Origin of the sequence: Muricoccus pecuniae (genome assembly GCF_014199205.1) — a bacterium.
GTDB classification, from domain to species: domain Bacteria; phylum Pseudomonadota; class Alphaproteobacteria; order Acetobacterales; family Acetobacteraceae; genus Roseomonas; species Roseomonas pecuniae.
The window spans coordinates 93,427-110,024 of sequence record NZ_JACIJD010000013.1 but is presented as its reverse complement, the minus strand read 5'-3'; the positions used below and the strand labels follow the sequence as shown (position 1 = coordinate 110,024).

General features: G+C 70.5%; 13 protein-coding genes. 3 read left to right on the top strand and 10 right to left on the bottom strand.

Annotation, left to right across the window (positions count from 1 at the left end):
* The first annotated feature begins 22 nt into the window (after window positions 1-22).
* Both FHS87_RS14945 and FHS87_RS14940 read left to right on the top strand, forming a co-directional pair.
* The gene (locus FHS87_RS14945; RefSeq protein ID WP_281394457.1) at window positions 23-1,411 is read left to right on the top strand and encodes an ammonium transporter; all 1,389 of its coding nucleotides are present in this window, start codon (window positions 23-25) and stop codon (window positions 1,409-1,411) included.
* 341 nt (window positions 1,412-1,752) lie between these two features.
* Entirely contained in the window at window positions 1,753-3,120 is a 1,368-nt protein-coding gene (locus FHS87_RS14940) for a hypothetical protein (protein ID WP_184519970.1), read from the top strand.
* Between the two features lie 9 nt (window positions 3,121-3,129).
* Here the strand turns inward: FHS87_RS14940 and FHS87_RS14935 are convergent, their stop codons facing one another.
* A complete protein-coding gene (locus FHS87_RS14935; protein ID WP_184519967.1) occupies window positions 3,130-3,825 on the bottom strand; it encodes a 4'-phosphopantetheinyl transferase family protein in 696 nt (231 codons plus the stop codon).
* Window positions 3,826-4,129: 304 nt separating this feature from the next.
* On the opposite strand from FHS87_RS14935, the gene FHS87_RS14930 reads away from it, so the two are divergent.
* Window positions 4,130-7,132: an acetoacetate--CoA ligase gene (locus FHS87_RS14930; protein ID WP_184519964.1), complete on the top strand. Its 3,003-nt coding sequence runs from the start codon at window positions 4,130-4,132 to the stop codon at window positions 7,130-7,132.
* Between the two features lie 69 nt (window positions 7,133-7,201).
* Here the strand turns inward: FHS87_RS14930 and FHS87_RS14925 are convergent, their stop codons facing one another.
* From FHS87_RS14925 to FHS87_RS14885, 9 genes are all read right to left on the bottom strand, one after another.
* On the bottom strand, window positions 7,202-10,051 hold the full coding sequence (locus FHS87_RS14925; protein WP_184519961.1) for a glycosyl hydrolase: 2,850 nt from the start codon (window positions 10,049-10,051) through the stop codon (window positions 7,202-7,204).
* Window positions 10,052-10,708: 657 nt separating this feature from the next.
* On the bottom strand, window positions 10,709-11,275 hold the full coding sequence (locus FHS87_RS14920; protein ID WP_184519958.1) for a HupE/UreJ family protein: 567 nt from the start codon (window positions 11,273-11,275) through the stop codon (window positions 10,709-10,711).
* A complete protein-coding gene (ureG, locus tag FHS87_RS14915; protein WP_184519955.1) occupies window positions 11,275-11,919 on the bottom strand; it encodes an urease accessory protein UreG in 645 nt (214 codons plus the stop codon). The genes FHS87_RS14920 and ureG overlap by 1 nt, the downstream gene beginning before the upstream one ends.
* A complete protein-coding gene (locus FHS87_RS14910; protein WP_376766440.1) occupies window positions 11,916-12,665 on the bottom strand; it encodes an urease accessory protein UreF in 750 nt (249 codons plus the stop codon). Before FHS87_RS14910 ends, ureG begins: the two co-directional genes overlap by 4 nt.
* On the bottom strand, window positions 12,595-13,209 hold the full coding sequence (locus tag FHS87_RS14905) for an urease accessory protein UreE (protein ID WP_184519953.1): 615 nt from the start codon (window positions 13,207-13,209) through the stop codon (window positions 12,595-12,597). Before FHS87_RS14905 ends, FHS87_RS14910 begins: the two co-directional genes overlap by 71 nt.
* Window positions 13,210-13,217: 8 nt before the next feature.
* Window positions 13,218-14,930 (bottom strand): urease subunit alpha, encoded by a 1,713-nt coding sequence (gene ureC / locus FHS87_RS14900; RefSeq protein ID WP_184519950.1) that lies wholly within the window; start codon window positions 14,928-14,930, stop codon window positions 13,218-13,220.
* 2 nt (window positions 14,931-14,932) lie between these two features.
* Entirely contained in the window at window positions 14,933-15,238 is a 306-nt protein-coding gene (locus tag FHS87_RS14895; protein WP_184519947.1) for an urease subunit beta, read from the bottom strand.
* 13 nt (window positions 15,239-15,251) lie between these two features.
* Entirely contained in the window at window positions 15,252-15,554 is a 303-nt protein-coding gene (locus tag FHS87_RS14890; protein WP_184519943.1) for an urease subunit gamma, read from the bottom strand.
* A gap of 89 nt (window positions 15,555-15,643) precedes the next feature.
* Window positions 15,644-16,489, bottom strand: a complete 846-nt coding sequence (locus FHS87_RS14885) for an urease accessory protein UreD (protein ID WP_184519940.1) — start codon at window positions 16,487-16,489, stop codon at window positions 15,644-15,646.
* Window positions 16,490-16,598 lie beyond the last annotated feature (109 nt).

Here is a 16,598-nt window from a genome sequence, read left to right as displayed (position 1 = left end):
AGAGATGACGAAGGAAGAGACGATGCGACCCCATATGCGCGCCGGCCTGCGCCACTGGGCGATGGCGGCCGTGGCCGCCGCCCTGGCCGCCGGGCCCGCCCTGGCGCAGGACACCCCGGGCGCGGCCGCCGAGGCCGCCGCCGCCGCCGCCGCCGAGGCGGTGGTGAACACGGGCGACACCGCCTGGATGATGACCTCCACGGCGCTGGTCCTGATGATGACCGTGCCGGGCCTCTCCCTCTTCTACGCCGGCATGGTGCGGAAGAAGAACATCCTGGGGACGCTGATGCAGTCCTTCACCATCACCGCGGTCGCGACGGTGGTGTGGATGCTGGTCGGCTACAGCCTCGCCTTCGGCGAGGGCGGCGCCTATGTCGGCGACCTCTCCAAGCTGCTGCTGCGCGGCGTGGCGGAGAACTGGGACAAGCCCTTCACCCTGGGCTCGGGCGAATCGGCGGTGGCCTTCACCATCCCCGAGACGGTCTTCCTGATGTTCCAGATGACCTTCGCCATCATCACCCCGGCCCTCATCACCGGCGCCTTCGCCGAGCGGATGAAGTTCTCGGCCATGGTGCTCTTCACCATCCTCTGGCTGCTGGTGGTCTACTGCCCCGTCGCCCACTGGGTGTGGCACCCGAATGGCTGGATCTTCGCCCTCGGCGCGCTCGACTTCGCGGGCGGCACGGTGGTGCACATCAATGCGGGCGTGGCCGGCCTCGTCGCCGCCGTGGTGCTCGGCCGCCGCGTGGGCCTGGGGCACGACAACATGGCGCCCTTCAACCTCGCGCTCGCCGTGATCGGCGCCTCCCTGCTCTGGGTGGGCTGGTTCGGCTTCAACGCGGGCTCGGCCGGCTCGGCCGGCGGCCGCGCGGGCATGGCCATGCTGGTGACGCAGGTCGCCGCCGGCGTCGCGGCGCTCGCCTGGGTGTTCGCGGAATGGGCCGTGAAGGGCAAGCCCTCCGTCCTCGGTGCCATCTCCGGCGCGGTGGCGGGGCTGGTCGCCATCACCCCCGCCGCGGGCTTCGTGCTGCCGGTGCCCGCGCTGATCATCGGCGTCGTCGCGGGGCTCACGGGCTTCTGGGGCGCCACCGCCCTCAAGCACTGGTGCGGCTATGACGACAGCCTGGACGCCTTCGGCGTGCACGGGCTCTGCGGCATCGTCGGCGCGCTGCTGACCGGCGTCTTCGCCTACGGCCCGCTCTCGGCCACCCCGGCGCTGCCGGAAGGCGTGTCGGGCGGCATGGGCCAGTTCATCATCCAGCTCTATGCCACCGTCGCGGTCTTCGTCTTCACCGCGGTCGCCACCTGGATCCTGCTGAAGATCGTGGACGTGATCGTCGGCCTCCGCGTCACCGAGGAGGAGGAGCGCGAGGGCCTGGACGTCTCGCTGCACGGCGAGCGCCTCGGCTGATCCCGGCGGGGATCAGGAACGGCCCCGGCGGAGCGATCCGCCGGGGCTTTTTCATGCGGGAACGGAGACGCGGGGCCGCCGCCCTCCCGGGGAAGAGAACTCTTCACGATTTTTAGACCGGGCGTTGTTGGGCCTCGCTCCCACCCCGCGACATGCTACCCATGCCAGGAATGGCCCGCTTGCGTGACAACCCACCCCTCCCGGCGCTTCCCGCCCCGGCTGCCGCCGCGCTGCCCGCGCGCGCCCATGTTACGGCCCTGGAAGGGGGAAGCGGTCGCCGCCGCGGGGTGGATGACCTATATCATGCTGCGGTGCACAAGAGCGGGGAGCGGTAGCAGCGCATGTCAGTGACCCACCCCTTGCGGAACCCCTCCGTCTTCGGCCCGCCGTCGCGGACGCAGGCCCTCCCCGGCCCGCGCTACCGGATCGCCGAGACGGACAGCACGAATCTCTCCTTCCGCCTCTCCTGCCTGCTTATCCTGAGCGGCACGGTGCTGCAGAAGATCGCCATCCCCGGCACGGGCGGGACCGAAACCGCCATCCCCATCAGCACGCCCATGCTCCTGCTCACGGTCGTGCTCCTGCTGCTGCGCGGGAAGCTCGTGGTGGATGGCTGGCGGCTGACCTTCTTCCTGATGTTCCTGACCTCGACGATCGTCAGCTTCCTGGCCAGCGACAGCATCAGGCTCTCGACCACCTCCTGGATGTACCTCGTCGTCATCCAGAGCGCCTTCGTCTTCCGCTACACCAAGGGCTCCTTCGACTTCGAGCGGCTGCTGCGCTTCACCGCGAACTTCGCCTTCGTCGCGGCGCTGCTCGGGCTGGCGCAGTTCTTCTCGCAATTCGTGGTCGGGCGAAGCCTCGCCTTCCCGATCGAGAACTTCGCCCCGGCCACGATCCTGCTGCCGGGCTTCAACTACATCATCCCGATCGTCTGGGATTCGCCCATCCTCAAGAGCAACGGCTACTTCTTCGCTGAGCCCTCCTTCTTCTGCCAGTTCCTCGCGATCGGCCTCATCGTCGAGTTGCTGCGGGGGCTGCGGCTCTTGCGCCTGGGCGTGATCGCGGCCGGCATCCTGTGCAGCTATTCCGGCACGGGCATGATGACCCTGGCCCTGTTCCTGCCCTGGTACATCATCTCCCGGAAGCGCTACGAGCTGGTCGTCATCGGGCTGATCGGCCTCGCGGTCGTGCTCGCCTTCGGACCGTCGCTGCACCTCTCCGCCATCACCAACCGCGTCTCCGAGTTCTCCAGCCAGGATTCGAGCGCCTTCGGGCGCTTCCTCTCCATCTTCTTCGTGCTCGGGCAGTTCATCATCACGGACCTCTGGACGGTACTCTTCGGCCGCGGCCCCGGGACTGTCATGGAGTACTTCAACCGGCTCAGCTACGGCGCCTTCGACCCGACCTGGGGCAAGATCGCCTATGAGTACGGGCTCGTGGGCTTCGTCCTCTACTTCACCTACTTCACCCGGAGCTTCGTGCTCGCCCGGCCGGAGCTGCGGGTGCCCCTGGGGTTCACCTATCTCTTCCTGGGCGGCTATCTCGTGAACTCCTCCGTCGTCCTCCAGCTCCTCGTCCTCGTGTCCTGGCCCGAGACCCACAAGCCGGAACCGCAGCCGGCCGTCCCGGCGGGGCACGACACGGGGAATCGCCTGCCCAGGGGCACGGGAATGGGAATGGGCGCCCTGCGCCACCACCGGGCCTAGCGGGGCCGGTCAGGTCCCGCGGACGAGTCTTTCCAGCGTCACCGTTTCCCAACGCACCACGACGCCGCGGCCTTCCGGCCGCCTCAGGGCAAGCGCGAGCCGGTGGTCGCCGACCCGGCGGTCCTCCAGGTGCCACTCGTGCGGATGGCCGCAGGCGGGGGGTAGGGCGGTCACGCGAAGGGGATCCTGGGCGAGGACGATGCCCTCAAAAGGGAGCGCCAGGCCCTGCCCCAGGGCCTTGGACACGGCCTCCTTCGCCGTCCAGAAACGTATGAACAACTCGCGCGCCTCCCCTGGCGCGGCAATGCGAAGGCACTCCTGCTCGCCCGGCGCCAGCGCGTGACGCGCGACGGCGGATAGGTCAGCCACCCCGCCCAGCCACTCCGCATCCACGCCCACCGCGCCCTCCGAGGCCAGGGCGCAGGCCACGAGGCCGTCGGCATGGGTCAGGCTCGCGCGCCGATCGGCTGGCGGCGCGCCGCGCTCCCCGGCGGGGACGCCGAGCCGGGCGAACTGCCATCTCTGCAAGGCGTGGGCGGCTACATAGGCCTGCCTGTGCCGCACCGACCTGAAACGTCGCGCGCGATCCAATTCCGCATCGCACAATTCACTTTCCAGAAGTTCATATTCCGTGCGAAGGAACGCGTCAGAACTCATGACATGAATGGCGACGTCGATGGGCGGGGAAGCGTGCGGCTCTCGCATGTGAAACCCTTGGGCCTGCGGATCGAAACGTATCAAAAATCTGTCCAAAACCGCTTCACGTCATTTTTAGGAGAAAACCTGAGGGGTTTTCGCCACATTGAATGCCTGGGCCCGTCTCTGGTCCTGGCGAGAAACAACTAACCAATCACGACAGATCGGTGGGCCAAGACGGCTTCGTCGCCTTCGTGCGGTGGATCGGTGCTGCTCTTTTTCCATTCGGAAAGGACCCTACAGCTCCATGGACCAGGCAACAGGCACAAGAAGTTCGCTGGCCGACCTGCCCCTCCTGCAACAATCGCCGCTCATGCTCCATGAAGCGCGGGAGGCGGCGCGCTGGTCGCAGCTTCGCCGCTTCATGGAGGAGATGCATCGCCGCACCGGCGAGAACTTCATCGAGCAGGCGGACTTCCATGCCTGGTCCGTGCGGGACTTCCGGAGCTTCTGGCGCGGCTTCCTGGACTGGTCCGGGCTGCGCTGGGACGGAGAGGCCGAGCCGGCCTGCCTCGGGGACGAGATCGAGAGCGCGCGCTTCTTCCCGGAGGTGCGGACGAACTTCGCGGACAACCTGCTCTCCCCGGCCTTCGATCCCGAGGACGTGGCCGTGGTTTCCGTGCGCGCCGGGGTTGAGACCGTCCGCCTCACCCGCGCCGGGTTGCGCGAGAGGGTCGAGCACGTCGCGGGCGCCCTGCGCGCCATGGGGCTCGGCGCAGGGGATCGCGTGGCGGCCGTGGCCCGCAACGGCTCCGACACCCTGGTCGTCGCCCTGGCCGCCACGGCGCTGGGCGCCACCTTCTCGGCCGCCGGCCCGGAGATGGGCGCCGAGGCCGTGGCCGAGCGCTTCGCCCAGATCCGCCCCCGCTTCCTCTTCGCCCATCTCGCCCCGCGGGACTTCGACACGGGCGAGCCCCTGGCCGCGCGCGTTGCCGCCATCGCCGCCGCCCTGCCGGACCTGCGCGCCGTCATCGCCCTGGACGGCGTGGCGGAGCTGCCGGGCCTTCCCATCCCCGTGCACGGGCTCGGCGAGCTCCTGGCCGGGCCGCGCCTGCCCCAGGTGGAATGGCCGCGCCTTCCCTTCAACCACCCGCTCTTCGTCATGTTCACCTCGGGCACGACGGGGCGGCCGAAATGCATCGTCCACGGCACCGGCGGCGTGCTGCTGGAGCAGGTGAAGGAGCACCGGCTGCACTGCGACCTGCTGCCGGGTGACACGCTGTTCTTCCACACCTCCCCCTCCTGGATGATGTGGAACTGGCAGATCGCCGCCCTCGCCTCTGGCACCCGGATCGTCCTCTATGACGGGCCGATCGAGGGCGCGGGCACGCTCTGGGAGATCGTCGCGCGGGAGGCGGTGACGGTCTTCGGCACCAGCCCGCCCTATCTGCGCCTCTGCGCCGGCTCCGACCTCGTGCCGGCCAGCGACTTCGACCTCTCGGCCCTGCGCTCGATCCTCTCCACCGGCTCGATCCTCTACGAGGACGCCTATGCCTGGATCTGGAGCCATGTCCGCAAGGTGCCGGTGCAGTCCATCTCCGGCGGCACGGACATCCTCGGCTGCTTCGTCCTCGGCTCACCCCTGCTGCCCGTGCGCGCGGGGGAGGCCCAGTGCCGGAGCCTCGGCATGGACGTGCGCGCCGAGGGCGCCTCGGCCGGCAGCCCGATCGGGGAGCTGGTCTGCGCCAATCCCTTCCCCTCCCGCCCCCTCGGCTTCCTCGACGATCCCGACGGCGCGCGCTTCCACCAGGCCTATTTCTCGCAACATCCCGGGCGCTGGACCCAGGGGGACCTGATCTCCATCACCCCCGGCGGCGGCGTGCGCCTGCACGGGCGCTCCGACGGCGTGCTCAACATCCGCGGCATCCGCGTGGGGCCGGCGGAGATCTACCGGATCCTCTCCGCCTGGCCGGAGATCCGCGGCGCGATGGCCGTCGAGCAGGGGCCCGGTCCCTGGTCGCCCGAGGCCCGGATGGTGCTGCTCCTCGTCCTGGCGGAAGGGGTGTCGCTCACCTCCGCCCTGATGGGCCGCATCCGGCGGGAGCTCGCGCTTCAGGCCTCCCCGGCGCATGTGCCGGAGGTCATCGTCGCGGTCGGCGCGCTGCCGGTGACGCATAGCGGGAAGCAGTCGGAAGCCTCGGTGACGGACGTCGTGAACGCCCGCCCCGTCCGCAACATCCGCGCCCTGGCGAATCCCGCGAGCCTCGACGAGCTGCGGGAGAACCCGCACCTCTTCGCGCCCCGCCCCACCCCGCGCCGCGAGCCGGCCCCGCCCGCCGCGACGATGGAGGAGCGGATCCGCCGTCTCTGGGAGGAGCTCTTCGGCCTCGAGACGATCGAGCCGGAGGACGATTTCTTCGAGCTGGGCGGCAGCTCGCTCATGGCCGCCCGCCTCTTCGCCGACCTCCGCGAGATGACCGGGCGCGACCTGCCGATCGGCCTCCTGCTGCGCGCGCCCCGCCTCCGCCAGCTCGCGGAGGCGCTGGAGGCGGAGGAGGGCCCGAATCCCGGCCAGATCGCGTTGATGCGCCCGGGGCGGGAGGGCCATCCCCTCTTCCTCGTCCACAGCATGGCCGGCACGGTGCTGGAGCTGTGGCCGCTCCGGCGCGCGCTCCGCACGCCGCGGCCGATCTACGGCATCCAGGCGCGCGGGCTGGAGGCGGGGAAGGACCCGCAGGCCTGCGTGGTGGAGATGGCGCGGGACTATGCCGCGCTCATCCGCGGGGTGCAGCCGCACGGGCCCTACAGCCTCGGCGGCTACTCCTTCGGCGGGCTGGTCGCCTTCGAGATCGCGCGGCAACTCTCGGAGGCCGGGGAGAAGGTAGAGAACCTCATCCTCATCGACAGCGGCATCCACGCCCGCTTCCTGCCCCTGAACCAGTCCCTGCGCTACCGTGCCATGCGCCCGATCCGCGACATGCAGGCCGTGTTCCGGGCGGAGCCGGGGCAGAGGCTGAACCATGTGAAGGGCAAGGCGACAGTGGTGCTGGATCGCCTGCGCGCGCGCTTCGGCCTGCCGCCCAAGCGCCCGGACCTGGTGGGCGGCGTGATGCACGAGGCGCATCTGCCGCCCGAGCTGCGCCGGGTGCGCGGCGCTATCCTGACGGCCATCCGGGGCTACAAGCCCGGCCGCTACGCCGGCAAGCTGGTCTTCATCCGGGCCGCGAGCCGCGAGGCCTTCGATTCCGAGCCGGCCTGGCGCAAGGCGGCCAGGGGCGGGATCGAGGTGCGGGTCGTGCCGGGCGACCATCTGAGCATCATCACCGAACCGCATGTCCACGCCCTCGCGCGCGAGGTGGACGGCGTTCTCGGCTAGCCGCCTTCCGAAATGCACCGAGGCGCCCCGGAGGGCGCCTCGGCAGTCCGGCCCTTCGCGGGCGCCGGGTCAGGCCCAGACGAGGTCGTTGCTGCCCAGCGAGGTCACCCCGTTCAGGGTGAACTGCGTGACCGAGCCGTCCGAGGCGGTGACGCTGAACAGGCTCCCGGCATTGGACAGCCTCGCGCCCGAGCCGAAGCCCGTGAGCTGGATCGTGTCCGCCTCGCCGCCCCAGGCATGGGGGCGGAAGTCGGTGATCGTGTCCATCCCCAGGCCCTTGCCGATGACGAAGGTGTCGTTGCCCCGGCCACCCGTGAGCAGGTCGTTGCCGCCGCGCCCGTCCAGTACGTTCGGGCTCGAATTGCCGACGATGGTGTTGGCCAGGTCGTTGCCGGTGCCCTGCGTCCAGCTCGTGCCGATGATGACAAGGTTCTCGACATTGGCGGCCAGGGCATACTTGCCGATCCAGGTCTCGACCGTGTCGACCCCCTCCCCCGCCTTCTCGATCACCTGCTCCGTGCCGGAGTAGATGACATAGGTGTCGTTGCCCTTGCCGCCGCTCATCCGGTCGCTCCCGCCGACCGAGGCGATGCGGTCGTTCGCATCCGTGCCGTGGAGGGTGTCGGTCCCCGTGCCGCCCCAGATGTTGTTCGTGGTCGCCACGCTGGCCGCGGCGGTCCCGCCCGTCGTCGTCGGTGTCGTCGCCACGGGTGCCGTCACCACGGGCGTGGGGGCGGCGGCCTTGATGTTGACGAGGCTGACATCGTCGCTGGCGAGCGATGAGAGCTGGACGCCGCGGAGCGTCAGGGTCTGGTCGCTGGCGAGCCTGATGACGAGGTCGGCGCCGGACTGGGTGGCGGCGGCCTTGAGGGCGGCGAAGTCGGCGAAGGAGAAGCCGTCGAGCCTCAGCACGTCGCCCGCCCCGACCCCGGCCCTGAAGTCGGTGATCGTGTCGTTGCCCTCGCCGCCGGCGATGACGAAGGTGTCGTTGCCGCCGCCGCCCGTGAGCAGGTCGTTGCCGCCGCGACCGTTGAGGATGTTGGCGGAGTCGTTGCCGGTCAGGCTGTTGGCGAGCGCGTTGCCGCTGGCCGTGTTCCAGCCCGTGCCGGTGAGGACGAGGTTCTCGACATTGTCGGGCAGGACGTAGCCGTCGATCCAGGTCGTGACGGTGTCGATGCCGTTGCCCGAGGTCTCGACCACGATGTCGGCCAGCGAGTTCACCTCATAGGTGTCGTCGCCCGCACCGCCCGAGAGCGTGTCGCCGCCCGAGCCGAGGAGCAGGTCGTTGCCCGAGGTGCCGTTCAGCGCCTCCCTGGCCGAGGTGCCGCGGATCGTGTTCGTCGTCGCCCCGCCCAGGGCCGGACTGCCCGAATCCGTGGGGGTCGTGGGAGGCACCACGGGCGTGGGGGCGGCGGCCTTGATGTTGACGAGGCTGACATCGTCGCTGGCGAGCGAGGAGAGCTGGACGCCGCGGAGCGTCAGGGTCTGGTCGCTGGCGAGCCTGATGACGAGGTCGGCGCCGGACTGGGTGGCGGCGGCCTTGAGGGCGGCGAAGTCGGCAAAGGAGAAGCCGTCGAGCTTCAGCACGTCGCCCGCCCCGACCCCGGCCCTGAAGTCGGTGATCGTGTCGTTGCCCTCGCCGCGGGCGATGACGAAGGTGTCGTTGCCGCCGCCACCCGTCAGCAGGTCATTGCCGCCGCGACCGTTGAGGATGTTGGCGGAGTCGTTGCCGGTCAGGCTGTTGGCGAGCCCGTTGCCGCTGGCCGTGTTCCAGCCCGTGCCGGTGAGGACGAGGTTCTCGACATTGTCGGGCAGGACGTAGCCGTCGATCCATGTCGTGACGGTGTCGGTGCCGTTGCCCGAGGCCTCGACCACGATGTCGGCCAGCGAGTTCACCTCATAGGTGTCGTCGCCCGCACCACCCGAGAGCGTGTCGCCGCCGCTGCCCCGGAGGGTGTCGGCACCCGAGGTACCGTTCAGCGCCTCCTTGCCGGAGGTCCCGGCGATCACGCCCGGGGGTGTCGTGCCGGTCGTCGGCTCGGTCGGGGGGATGACAGGCGGGGTCGTCGTGCTGCCGGCCCCGAAGAGTTGCTTGAAGGCCCCGCCGGAGGCCGGGAGCGTCCCGTCCGAGAGGGCGATCACGTCCCCGCCCATCGTGTAGTCCCAGTAGCTCTGGTAGGCGACGTTGTGGCTGTCGAACCAGGCCTTGGCCTTCGCGAGATAGGGGCCGGCGTTGTTCGACTCGATGCCCCACTCGGAATAGGCGGTGGGCTTGCCATGGGCCTTGGCGAAGTTCTCGAGCCAGTTCAGCCCGTACTTGGCGTTCTGGATCTTGTTCCAGGCGGTCGTGGGGTCGGTGCCCTGGTGTTCCAGGACCCAGTAGAAGTCCATGCCGATGACGTCGACGTACTTGTCGCCGGGATAGATCGTCGCCGGGTCGATCCCGCCCTCGGCGTAGTTGATGTTCCACTCGATCTTGAACCGGTTGGAGACGCCGTGGAACGCGTCGGCGAAGTGCTGGAACGCGCCCTTGAAGGCGGCCTCCTTGCCGATGGCGTTCCAGAAGAACCAGTCGCCGTTCGCTTCCCAGCCCGTGCGGACGTAGATGGGGTCGCTGTCGCCGGCGCGCCCGGCGAGAAGGGTCTGGGCGACCTGCCTGTAGTAGCCGTCATAGGCGCCGGTCGCGGCCTTGGCGAGGGACGAGCTGCCATCGTTCACGATGATCGGGACGGACCAGAGGATCTCCTCGTTGATGCCCTTCCAGAGCGTATTCACCATCCATTTCGCGCTGTTGGTGAAATCGGTCCAGTTCGCGAAACCGACCACGCCGTGAACCGCATCGACCTCAGCGCCGAGCCAATTCTCGAACTGCTGAAGCTCGGTCGTGGAGTTGCCGACGTAGACGCCCTTGATGGTCATCCTGACCTCCTCACGAAAACGTGAGCAAGGCTTAACCCTCAACTTCAGGTTGCGTCAACTTTTTGTGATGCCGGAATGATGTGAGCTTTTGGAGAGCACGAAGCCCTTTTATAGGACTGCATGCCTGTTTTACTCTACAAAACGCACCTCGTTTCACATTCTGACAATCACTGGTTGTGCAGGTGCGAAAAGCCCGGATGTCCTACGCTCCGGTGCCGCTCGCCGCCTTTCTTTCGCCGCAAGCTCAGGGCGGACGCAGAGGTCCTGTTCCAGGCGAACCGTTCTTGGTGACAGGGAACCTCAGACCGGTCGAGCGAGGTTACGGCTTCGCCATGTCCCCGGGGCCATGGGCCGGACACCCCGAACTCCTTTCGGGAGAATCGTTACAGGATCTCAATCTTTCGGATGCGAGCATGCGCGCTGCTCGCCCTCACGCGCGTATCGGAGGAAGCGTGCTGCAGGCAGGAGCGGTCCCTGCCGGCTCTCCGGGCTGCGCCACGGCCCGGCCGACCCTCGGCCGGGGTGGCGGCCCTTTCTCCGCGCCGTGAGGCGCAGGGTGCGCCGGGCACCATCCCGCGCTCCACGCCTCGCACGGGCCAGCGCGGGACGGCGACGGACCTCACGCCGCCGCCGTCCCGCCCCTAGCTGTTCAGGATTCTATCCCGTGATGAGGACCACAAACATCGCTGCCGCCATCGCGAATCCCGCCGAGCGCGCGAAGATTCTCACGCGCGGCGCCCGCCATGCGCCGCACAGGACACCGAGTCCGTGCAGCCCCGCCGTCGCCGTGAGGAAGCCCGCGGCATAGAGCAGGGGGGAAGCCCCTGCGGGCGTCTCCGCCCCGTGCGGGTAGCCGTGCAGGAGACCGAAGAGGGCGGCCAGGGCGAGGGAGAGCGCCAGCGGCGGGCGAGCGGCGAGCGCGGCCAGGGCCCCGAGGGCAATGACGGAGGCAGCGATTCCCGCCTCCACCGCGGGCATCGCCCCTCCCGCCGCGCCGAACCCCGCGCCGAGCGCGAGCGCCGCGAGGAAGGCCGCGGGAAGCGCCCATGCCGCGCGCCCGCCGAGCAGCCCGGCCCAGAGACCGACCGCCACCATGGCCATGAGGTGATCCGCCCCGCCCAGCGGATGGGCAAGGCCGGCGGCGAGGCCTGCCCCGTGCTCAGCCCCGGTATGGGCGAGGGCCGGCAGGGGCAGGAGAAGGGCGGCGAGAACGAGGCGGCGCATCAGGCGGCACTCCCAACGGGGCGGCGCGCATCGATGCCGCCGGATTGCAGGATGAAGTCGGCGATCTCGGCCACGCCCCGGTTCTCCTTCAGGTTGGTGAAGAGGAAGGGGCGCTGCCCGCGCATCTTTCTGGAGTCCCGGTCCATCACGCCGAGATCGGCGCCGACGAGCGGGGCGAGGTCGATCTTGTTGATCACCAGCAGGTCGGAGCGCGTGATGCCCGGCCCGCCCTTGCGCGGGATCTTGTCCCCGGCCGAGACGTCGATGACGTAGATCGTCAGGTCCGCCAGCTCCGGGGAGAAGGTGGCGGCGAGGTTGTCGCCGCCGCTCTCGATGAAGAGGATCTCCAGCCCGGGGAAGCGCTCGTTCATCTCCTGCACGGCGGCGAGATTGATCGAGGCGTCCTCGCGGATGGCGGTGTGCGGGCAGCCGCCCGTCTCCACGCCGGTGATGCGCGCGGGTTCCAGCGCGCCGGAGCGGGTGAGGAACTCCGCGTCCTCGCGCGTGTAGATGTCGTTGGTGATGACGGCGATGTCGTGCGTGTCGCGGAGGTGCTTGCACAGCCGGTCCGTCAGCGCCGTCTTGCCGGAACCGACGGGGCCGCCGATGCCGACGCGGAAGGGGCCGTTCGCGGGTTTGCTCATGAGCGGAAGAGCCTCGTGTACTGCGTTTCGTGGCGCATGGAGAAAAGGTCGAGCAGCGGCGCGGCGGTGCCGATCCCGTCCAGCGCGGCGGCGAGGGCGAAATCCGCCGCCCCCTGCACGGCGGGCATCAGGGAGGCGGTGGCGATCTGGCCATCCGTCTGGCCCAGCGGCACGAGGCGCACGCCCGCGGAGACGAGATTCGCCGCGAAGGCCCCGAGCCAGCTGAGGAGCGCGGCGCGCAGCGGGATGCCGTTCCAGGCCGCCGCGGCGCCGAAGGCCACGGGATGCACCAGCCGCCGCGGATGGCGCGCCATGAGCGCGGCGAAGCGCGGCTCCGGCCAGGCGGCGGCCGTGACGGCGGCGAAGGCCGTGCCCTGCGCGCCGCTCTCCAACGCCGTCTCGGCCGTGCCGCGCCAGGCGGCGGCGAGATCGGCCACCTCGTCCAGCGCCGTCTCGTCATCCTCCGAGGCCGCGCGCCAGGCGGCGGCGAGCAGGGGCCCATCCACCGCCCCGGCGCCACGGCCCAGCGCCGCCTCCACATAGGCGACGAGGTCGGCGCGGTTCCCCACCGCCCCCTCCTCCACCGCCGTTTCCAGCCCGTGGCTGTAGGTGTAGGCGCCCACGGGATAGGCGGGGGATGTCCAGGCCAGCAGGCGGTAGAGGGCGGCGTCGCCCTCAGCCATGGTGGTGATGGTGGTGGCCGTGGGCGTGCCCATGGGCATGGTCGTGCCCTTGGTCATGGTCATGCCCGTGGTCATGGTTATGACCGTGGTCATGCGCGTGGTCGTGGCCGTGATGATGCGCGTGCTGCGGCCCGTGATGGTGGCCGGTCTGGCGGTTGTGCTCGCCATAGGCGCCGCCTTCCGGGTTGAAGGGCGCCTGCACCTGCCGCAGCGTGGCACCGAGGCCGCGCAGCATGGCGGTGATGACGTGGTCGTCGCGGATGAGGATGCGCCCCGCCCCGATCTCCGCCGGCAGGTGGCGGTTGCCGAGATGCCAGGCGAGGCGCGCGAAATGCGCGGGATCCCCTGACGTCACCTCCACCAGCGGCTCCGGCGCGGCGCGCACGGCGACGACGCCGCCATCCTCCAGCGCCAGCCCGTCGCCGTCGTAGAGCACCGCCGCTTCGGGAAGATCGAGCAGGAAGGCGAGCCCGCCCTCCCCGGTGTAGCGGCGGCGGCGTCGGTGGCGGTCGTCGAAGTCGAGCGTCACGGCATCGCGCGCCTCGACGGCGTTCCACTCGCCGGCGGGGAGGACCTTCGTGGCGCGGGGCAAGGTGTCGTCGGTCATCGCGTTTCTCAGAACAGGAAATAGCGCTGCGCCATGGGCAGCACGCGCGCGGGCTCGCAGACCAGCAGCTCGCCGTCCGCGCGCACCTCATAGGTCTCGGCATCCACCTCGATGCGGGGGCAGAGGTCGTTCAGCACCATGTCGTGCTTGGAGATGCCGCCGCGCGTGTTGCGCACGGCCAGCAGCGGGCGCTCCAGCCGCAGCCGCTCGCCGATGCCGTCCTCCAGCGCCGCCCCGGAGGTGAAGGTCACGCCCACCGCCGGCAGCGCGCGGCCGAAGGCGCCGAACATCGGGCGGTAGTGCACGGGCTGCGGCGTGGGGATGGAGGCGTTGGGGTCGCCCATCGGCGCCATGGCGATGGTGCCGCATTTCAGCACCATCTCCGGCTTCACGCCGAAGAAGGCGGGGCTCCACATCACGAGGTCGGCGAGCTTGCCCACCTCCACGCTGCCGACATGCTCGGCGATGCCCTGGGAGATGGCGGGGTTGATCGTGTACTTCGCGACGTAGCGGCGCGCGCGGAGATTGTCGTTGTCGCCGCTCTCGCCGGGCAGGCGGCCGCGCTGCAGCTTCATCTTGTGCGCGGTCTGCCAGGTCCGGATGATCACCTCGCCCACGCGGCCCATCGCCTGGCTGTCCGACGACATCATGGAGATGGCGCCGAGGTCGTGCAGGATGTCCTCCGCCGCGATGGTCTCGCGCCGGATGCGGCTCTCGGCGAAGGCCACGTCCTCGGGGATGCGGGGATCGAGGTGATGGCACACCATGAGCATGTCGAGATGCTCGTCCAGCGTGTTCACCGTGTAGGGCATGGTGGGGTTGGTGCTGCTCGGCAGCACGTTCGCCTCGCCCACCAGGCGCAGGATGTCGGGCGCATGGCCGCCGCCCGCGCCCTCCGTGTGGAAGGCCTGGATGGTGCGGCCGCCGATGGCGCGGATCGTGCTCTCGACGAAGCCGCTCTCGTTCAGCGTGTCCGTGTGGATGGCCACCTGCACGTCCATCGCGTCGGCGACCGAGAGGCAGGTGTCGATCGCCTTGGGCGTCGTGCCCCAGTCCTCGTGCAGCTTCATCCCGGCGGCGCCGGCGAGGATCTGCTCCTCCAGCCCGCGCGGCAGGGCGGCGTTGCCCTTGCCGAGGAAGCCGAGATTCATCGGGAAGCCCTCGGCCGCCTGCAGCATGCGGGCGAGGTGGAAGGCGCCGGGGGTCGCGGTGGTGGCCAGCGTCCCGTGCGCGGGGCCCGTGCCGCCGCCGAACATCGTCGTCACGCCGGAGGCCAGCGCCTCCTCGATCTGCTGCGGGCAGATGAAGTGGATGTGCACGTCGATGCCGCCGGCCGTGAGGATGCGGCCTTCGCAGGCGATGATCTCCGTGCCCGGGCCGATGACGATGTCCACGCCGGGCTGGGTGTCGGGATTGCCCGCCTTGCCGATGGCGGCGATGCGGCCGTCGCGCAGGCCGACATCCGCCTTGAGGATGCCGGTATGGTCGAGGATCAGCGCGTTGGTGATGACGGTGTCCATCGCGCCGCCATCGCGCCCGACCTGCGACTGGCCCATGCCGTCGCGGATCACCTTGCCGCCGCCGAACTTCACCTCCTCGCCATAGGTGGTGAGGTCGCGCTCTACCTCGATGATGATGTCGGTGTCGGCGAGCCGAACGCGGTCGCCCGTGGTGGGGCCGTACATGCCGGCATAGGCGGAGCGGGAGATGCGGGCGGGCATGGCTAGAGCGCTCCCTCCACGTCGCCGCGGAAGCCGTGGACGATGCGGGCGCCGGAGAAGGGGACGAGGCGCACGCCCCGCGTCTGCCCCGGCTCGAAGCGAACGGCGGTGCCGGCGGCGATGTCCAGCCGCATGCCGCGCGCCCTCTCGCGGTCGAAGGCGAGTTCGGGATTCGCCTCGGCGAAGTGGTAGTGGCTGCCCACCTGCACCGGGCGGTCGCCCGTGTTCGCCACTTCCAGCTCCGTCACCGGGCGGCCCGCATTCAGCTCGATCTCGCCCGCGGCGGTGAACAGCTCTCCCGGGATCATCGGCGGCCCCTCCTCAACGGATCGGCTCGTGGACGGTGACGAGTTTCGTGCCGTCGGGGAAGGTCGCCTCCACCTGGATCTCGTGGATCATCTCGGCCACGCCCTCCATCACCTGGGCGCGGGTGAGGACCGAGGCGCCGTCGCGCATCAGCTCCGCCACGCTGCGCCCGTCCCGCGCGCCCTCCACGACGAAATCCGTCACCAGCGCGACCGCCTCCGGGTGGTTCAGCCTCACTCCGCGCTCCAGCCGCCGGCGCGCGACCTGCGCGGCCATGGCGATCAGCAGCTTGTCCTTCTCGCGCGGCGTCAGGTGCATGGGGGGCCCAGAACTTTGCTCTTCGGAACTTTGTTTTTCGGATGCATGTTCCGTTCCATCAGGGGCGGGGGAGTATGGCGAGGGCGCCGTCAGGTGGTCCAGAGCCGCGGCAGCAGCGGCGGCAGCCCCAGCACCGCCGCCCGCAGGGCGGGGATCGCGGCGGCCAGCGCGGCGCGCACGGGGGCGGCGGGGCCGAGCCAGCGGGCGAGCGCCACCCCCTCCCGCGGCACGGTCGCGGCGCCGAGCGGCCCCGCGATCTCCCGCAGGAGCGGGAGGTGCGCCGCGGCATCGGGCGCGGCGAGGAGCAGGGTGGCGAAGGAGGCGGCACCGCCGAAGCCGAAGCGGTCCGCCAGCGCCTCCCCCGGATCGTCCAGCCGCAGCGCGTCGGCCCAGCGGAGGCGCCCCCCCACCCGCAGGCGCCAGGAATCGTGCAGCATCCCTTGGCGAAACGCCTCCCCCCGCGCCGCGCGGCCGAAGGCGAGCATCTCGGCGGCGAGGAAGCGCGCATCGGGGGCGAGATCCACCTCCAGCCGCCGCCGCAGCCGCGCGCCGTCGAAGAGGATCGTCTCCTGCGGCAGCCATTCCAGCACGGCCCCCGCCTCCGCCCGCAGGGCCGTGGAGACCCGCGTCTCCGGGCCGAGGGAGCGGTAGAGCTTCTCCGCCGCCGGGGTGCAGAGGGTGACGGTGGTGCCCGCCCCCGCCAGCGCCTCCACGCGCAGGCTGTCCCCGCCCGCCAGCCCGCCCGCCGTGTTCACCAGGGCAGCGAGGGGCGGTTCCCCCGGCTCCGGCCTGGGGAACAGCACCCGCAGCGGCGCGCACTGGTGCAGGTGGCGCAGCGCGCTGCGCGGCCCGTCCGCCTCGTAGCGCAGCTCGGCCAGGCCGTGCGCCCGCTCGTGGCGGACGGCCAGGGGGGCCGGTTGGGGGGAATCGGTCATGCGCCGCGCAATCTATGCCCCGCCCGCCCCGCCCGCCATCGGGCGCCGGGAGGGGGCGCCTCGCGCGGCCATGGGACGCGGCCGGTCAGCGGGTCCTCCCTCGCCGGCC

Bases quoted from the DNA above. Each gene is read 5' to 3' on its own strand.
- FHS87_RS14940 (WP_184519970.1), top strand. From the start codon at position 1,753: ATGTCAGTGACCCACCCCTTGCGGAACCCCTCCGTCTTCGGCCCGCCG.
- ureG (WP_184519955.1), bottom strand. From the start codon at position 11,919: ATGAGCAAACCCGCGAACGGCCCCTTCCGCGTCGGCATCGGCGGCCCC.
- FHS87_RS14935 (WP_184519967.1), bottom strand. From the start codon at position 3,825: ATGCGAGAGCCGCACGCTTCCCCGCCCATCGACGTCGCCATTCATGTC.
- FHS87_RS14885 (WP_184519940.1), bottom strand. From the start codon at position 16,489: ATGACCGATTCCCCCCAACCGGCCCCCCTGGCCGTCCGCCACGAGCGG.
- FHS87_RS14920 (WP_184519958.1), bottom strand. From the start codon at position 11,275: ATGCGCCGCCTCGTTCTCGCCGCCCTTCTCCTGCCCCTGCCGGCCCTC.
- FHS87_RS14925 (WP_184519961.1), bottom strand. From the start codon at position 10,051: ATGACCATCAAGGGCGTCTACGTCGGCAACTCCACGACCGAGCTTCAG.
- ureC (WP_184519950.1), bottom strand. From the start codon at position 14,930: ATGCCCGCCCGCATCTCCCGCTCCGCCTATGCCGGCATGTACGGCCCC.
- FHS87_RS14930 (WP_184519964.1), top strand. From the start codon at position 4,130: ATGCTCCATGAAGCGCGGGAGGCGGCGCGCTGGTCGCAGCTTCGCCGC.
- FHS87_RS14910 (WP_376766440.1), bottom strand. From the start codon at position 12,665: ATGACCATGACCAAGGGCACGACCATGCCCATGGGCACGCCCACGGCC.
- FHS87_RS14895 (WP_184519947.1), bottom strand. From the start codon at position 15,238: ATGATCCCGGGAGAGCTGTTCACCGCCGCGGGCGAGATCGAGCTGAAT.
- FHS87_RS14905 (WP_184519953.1), bottom strand. From the start codon at position 13,209: ATGACCGACGACACCTTGCCCCGCGCCACGAAGGTCCTCCCCGCCGGC.
- FHS87_RS14890 (WP_184519943.1), bottom strand. From the start codon at position 15,554: ATGCACCTGACGCCGCGCGAGAAGGACAAGCTGCTGATCGCCATGGCC.
- FHS87_RS14945 (WP_281394457.1), top strand. From the start codon at position 23: ATGCGACCCCATATGCGCGCCGGCCTGCGCCACTGGGCGATGGCGGCC.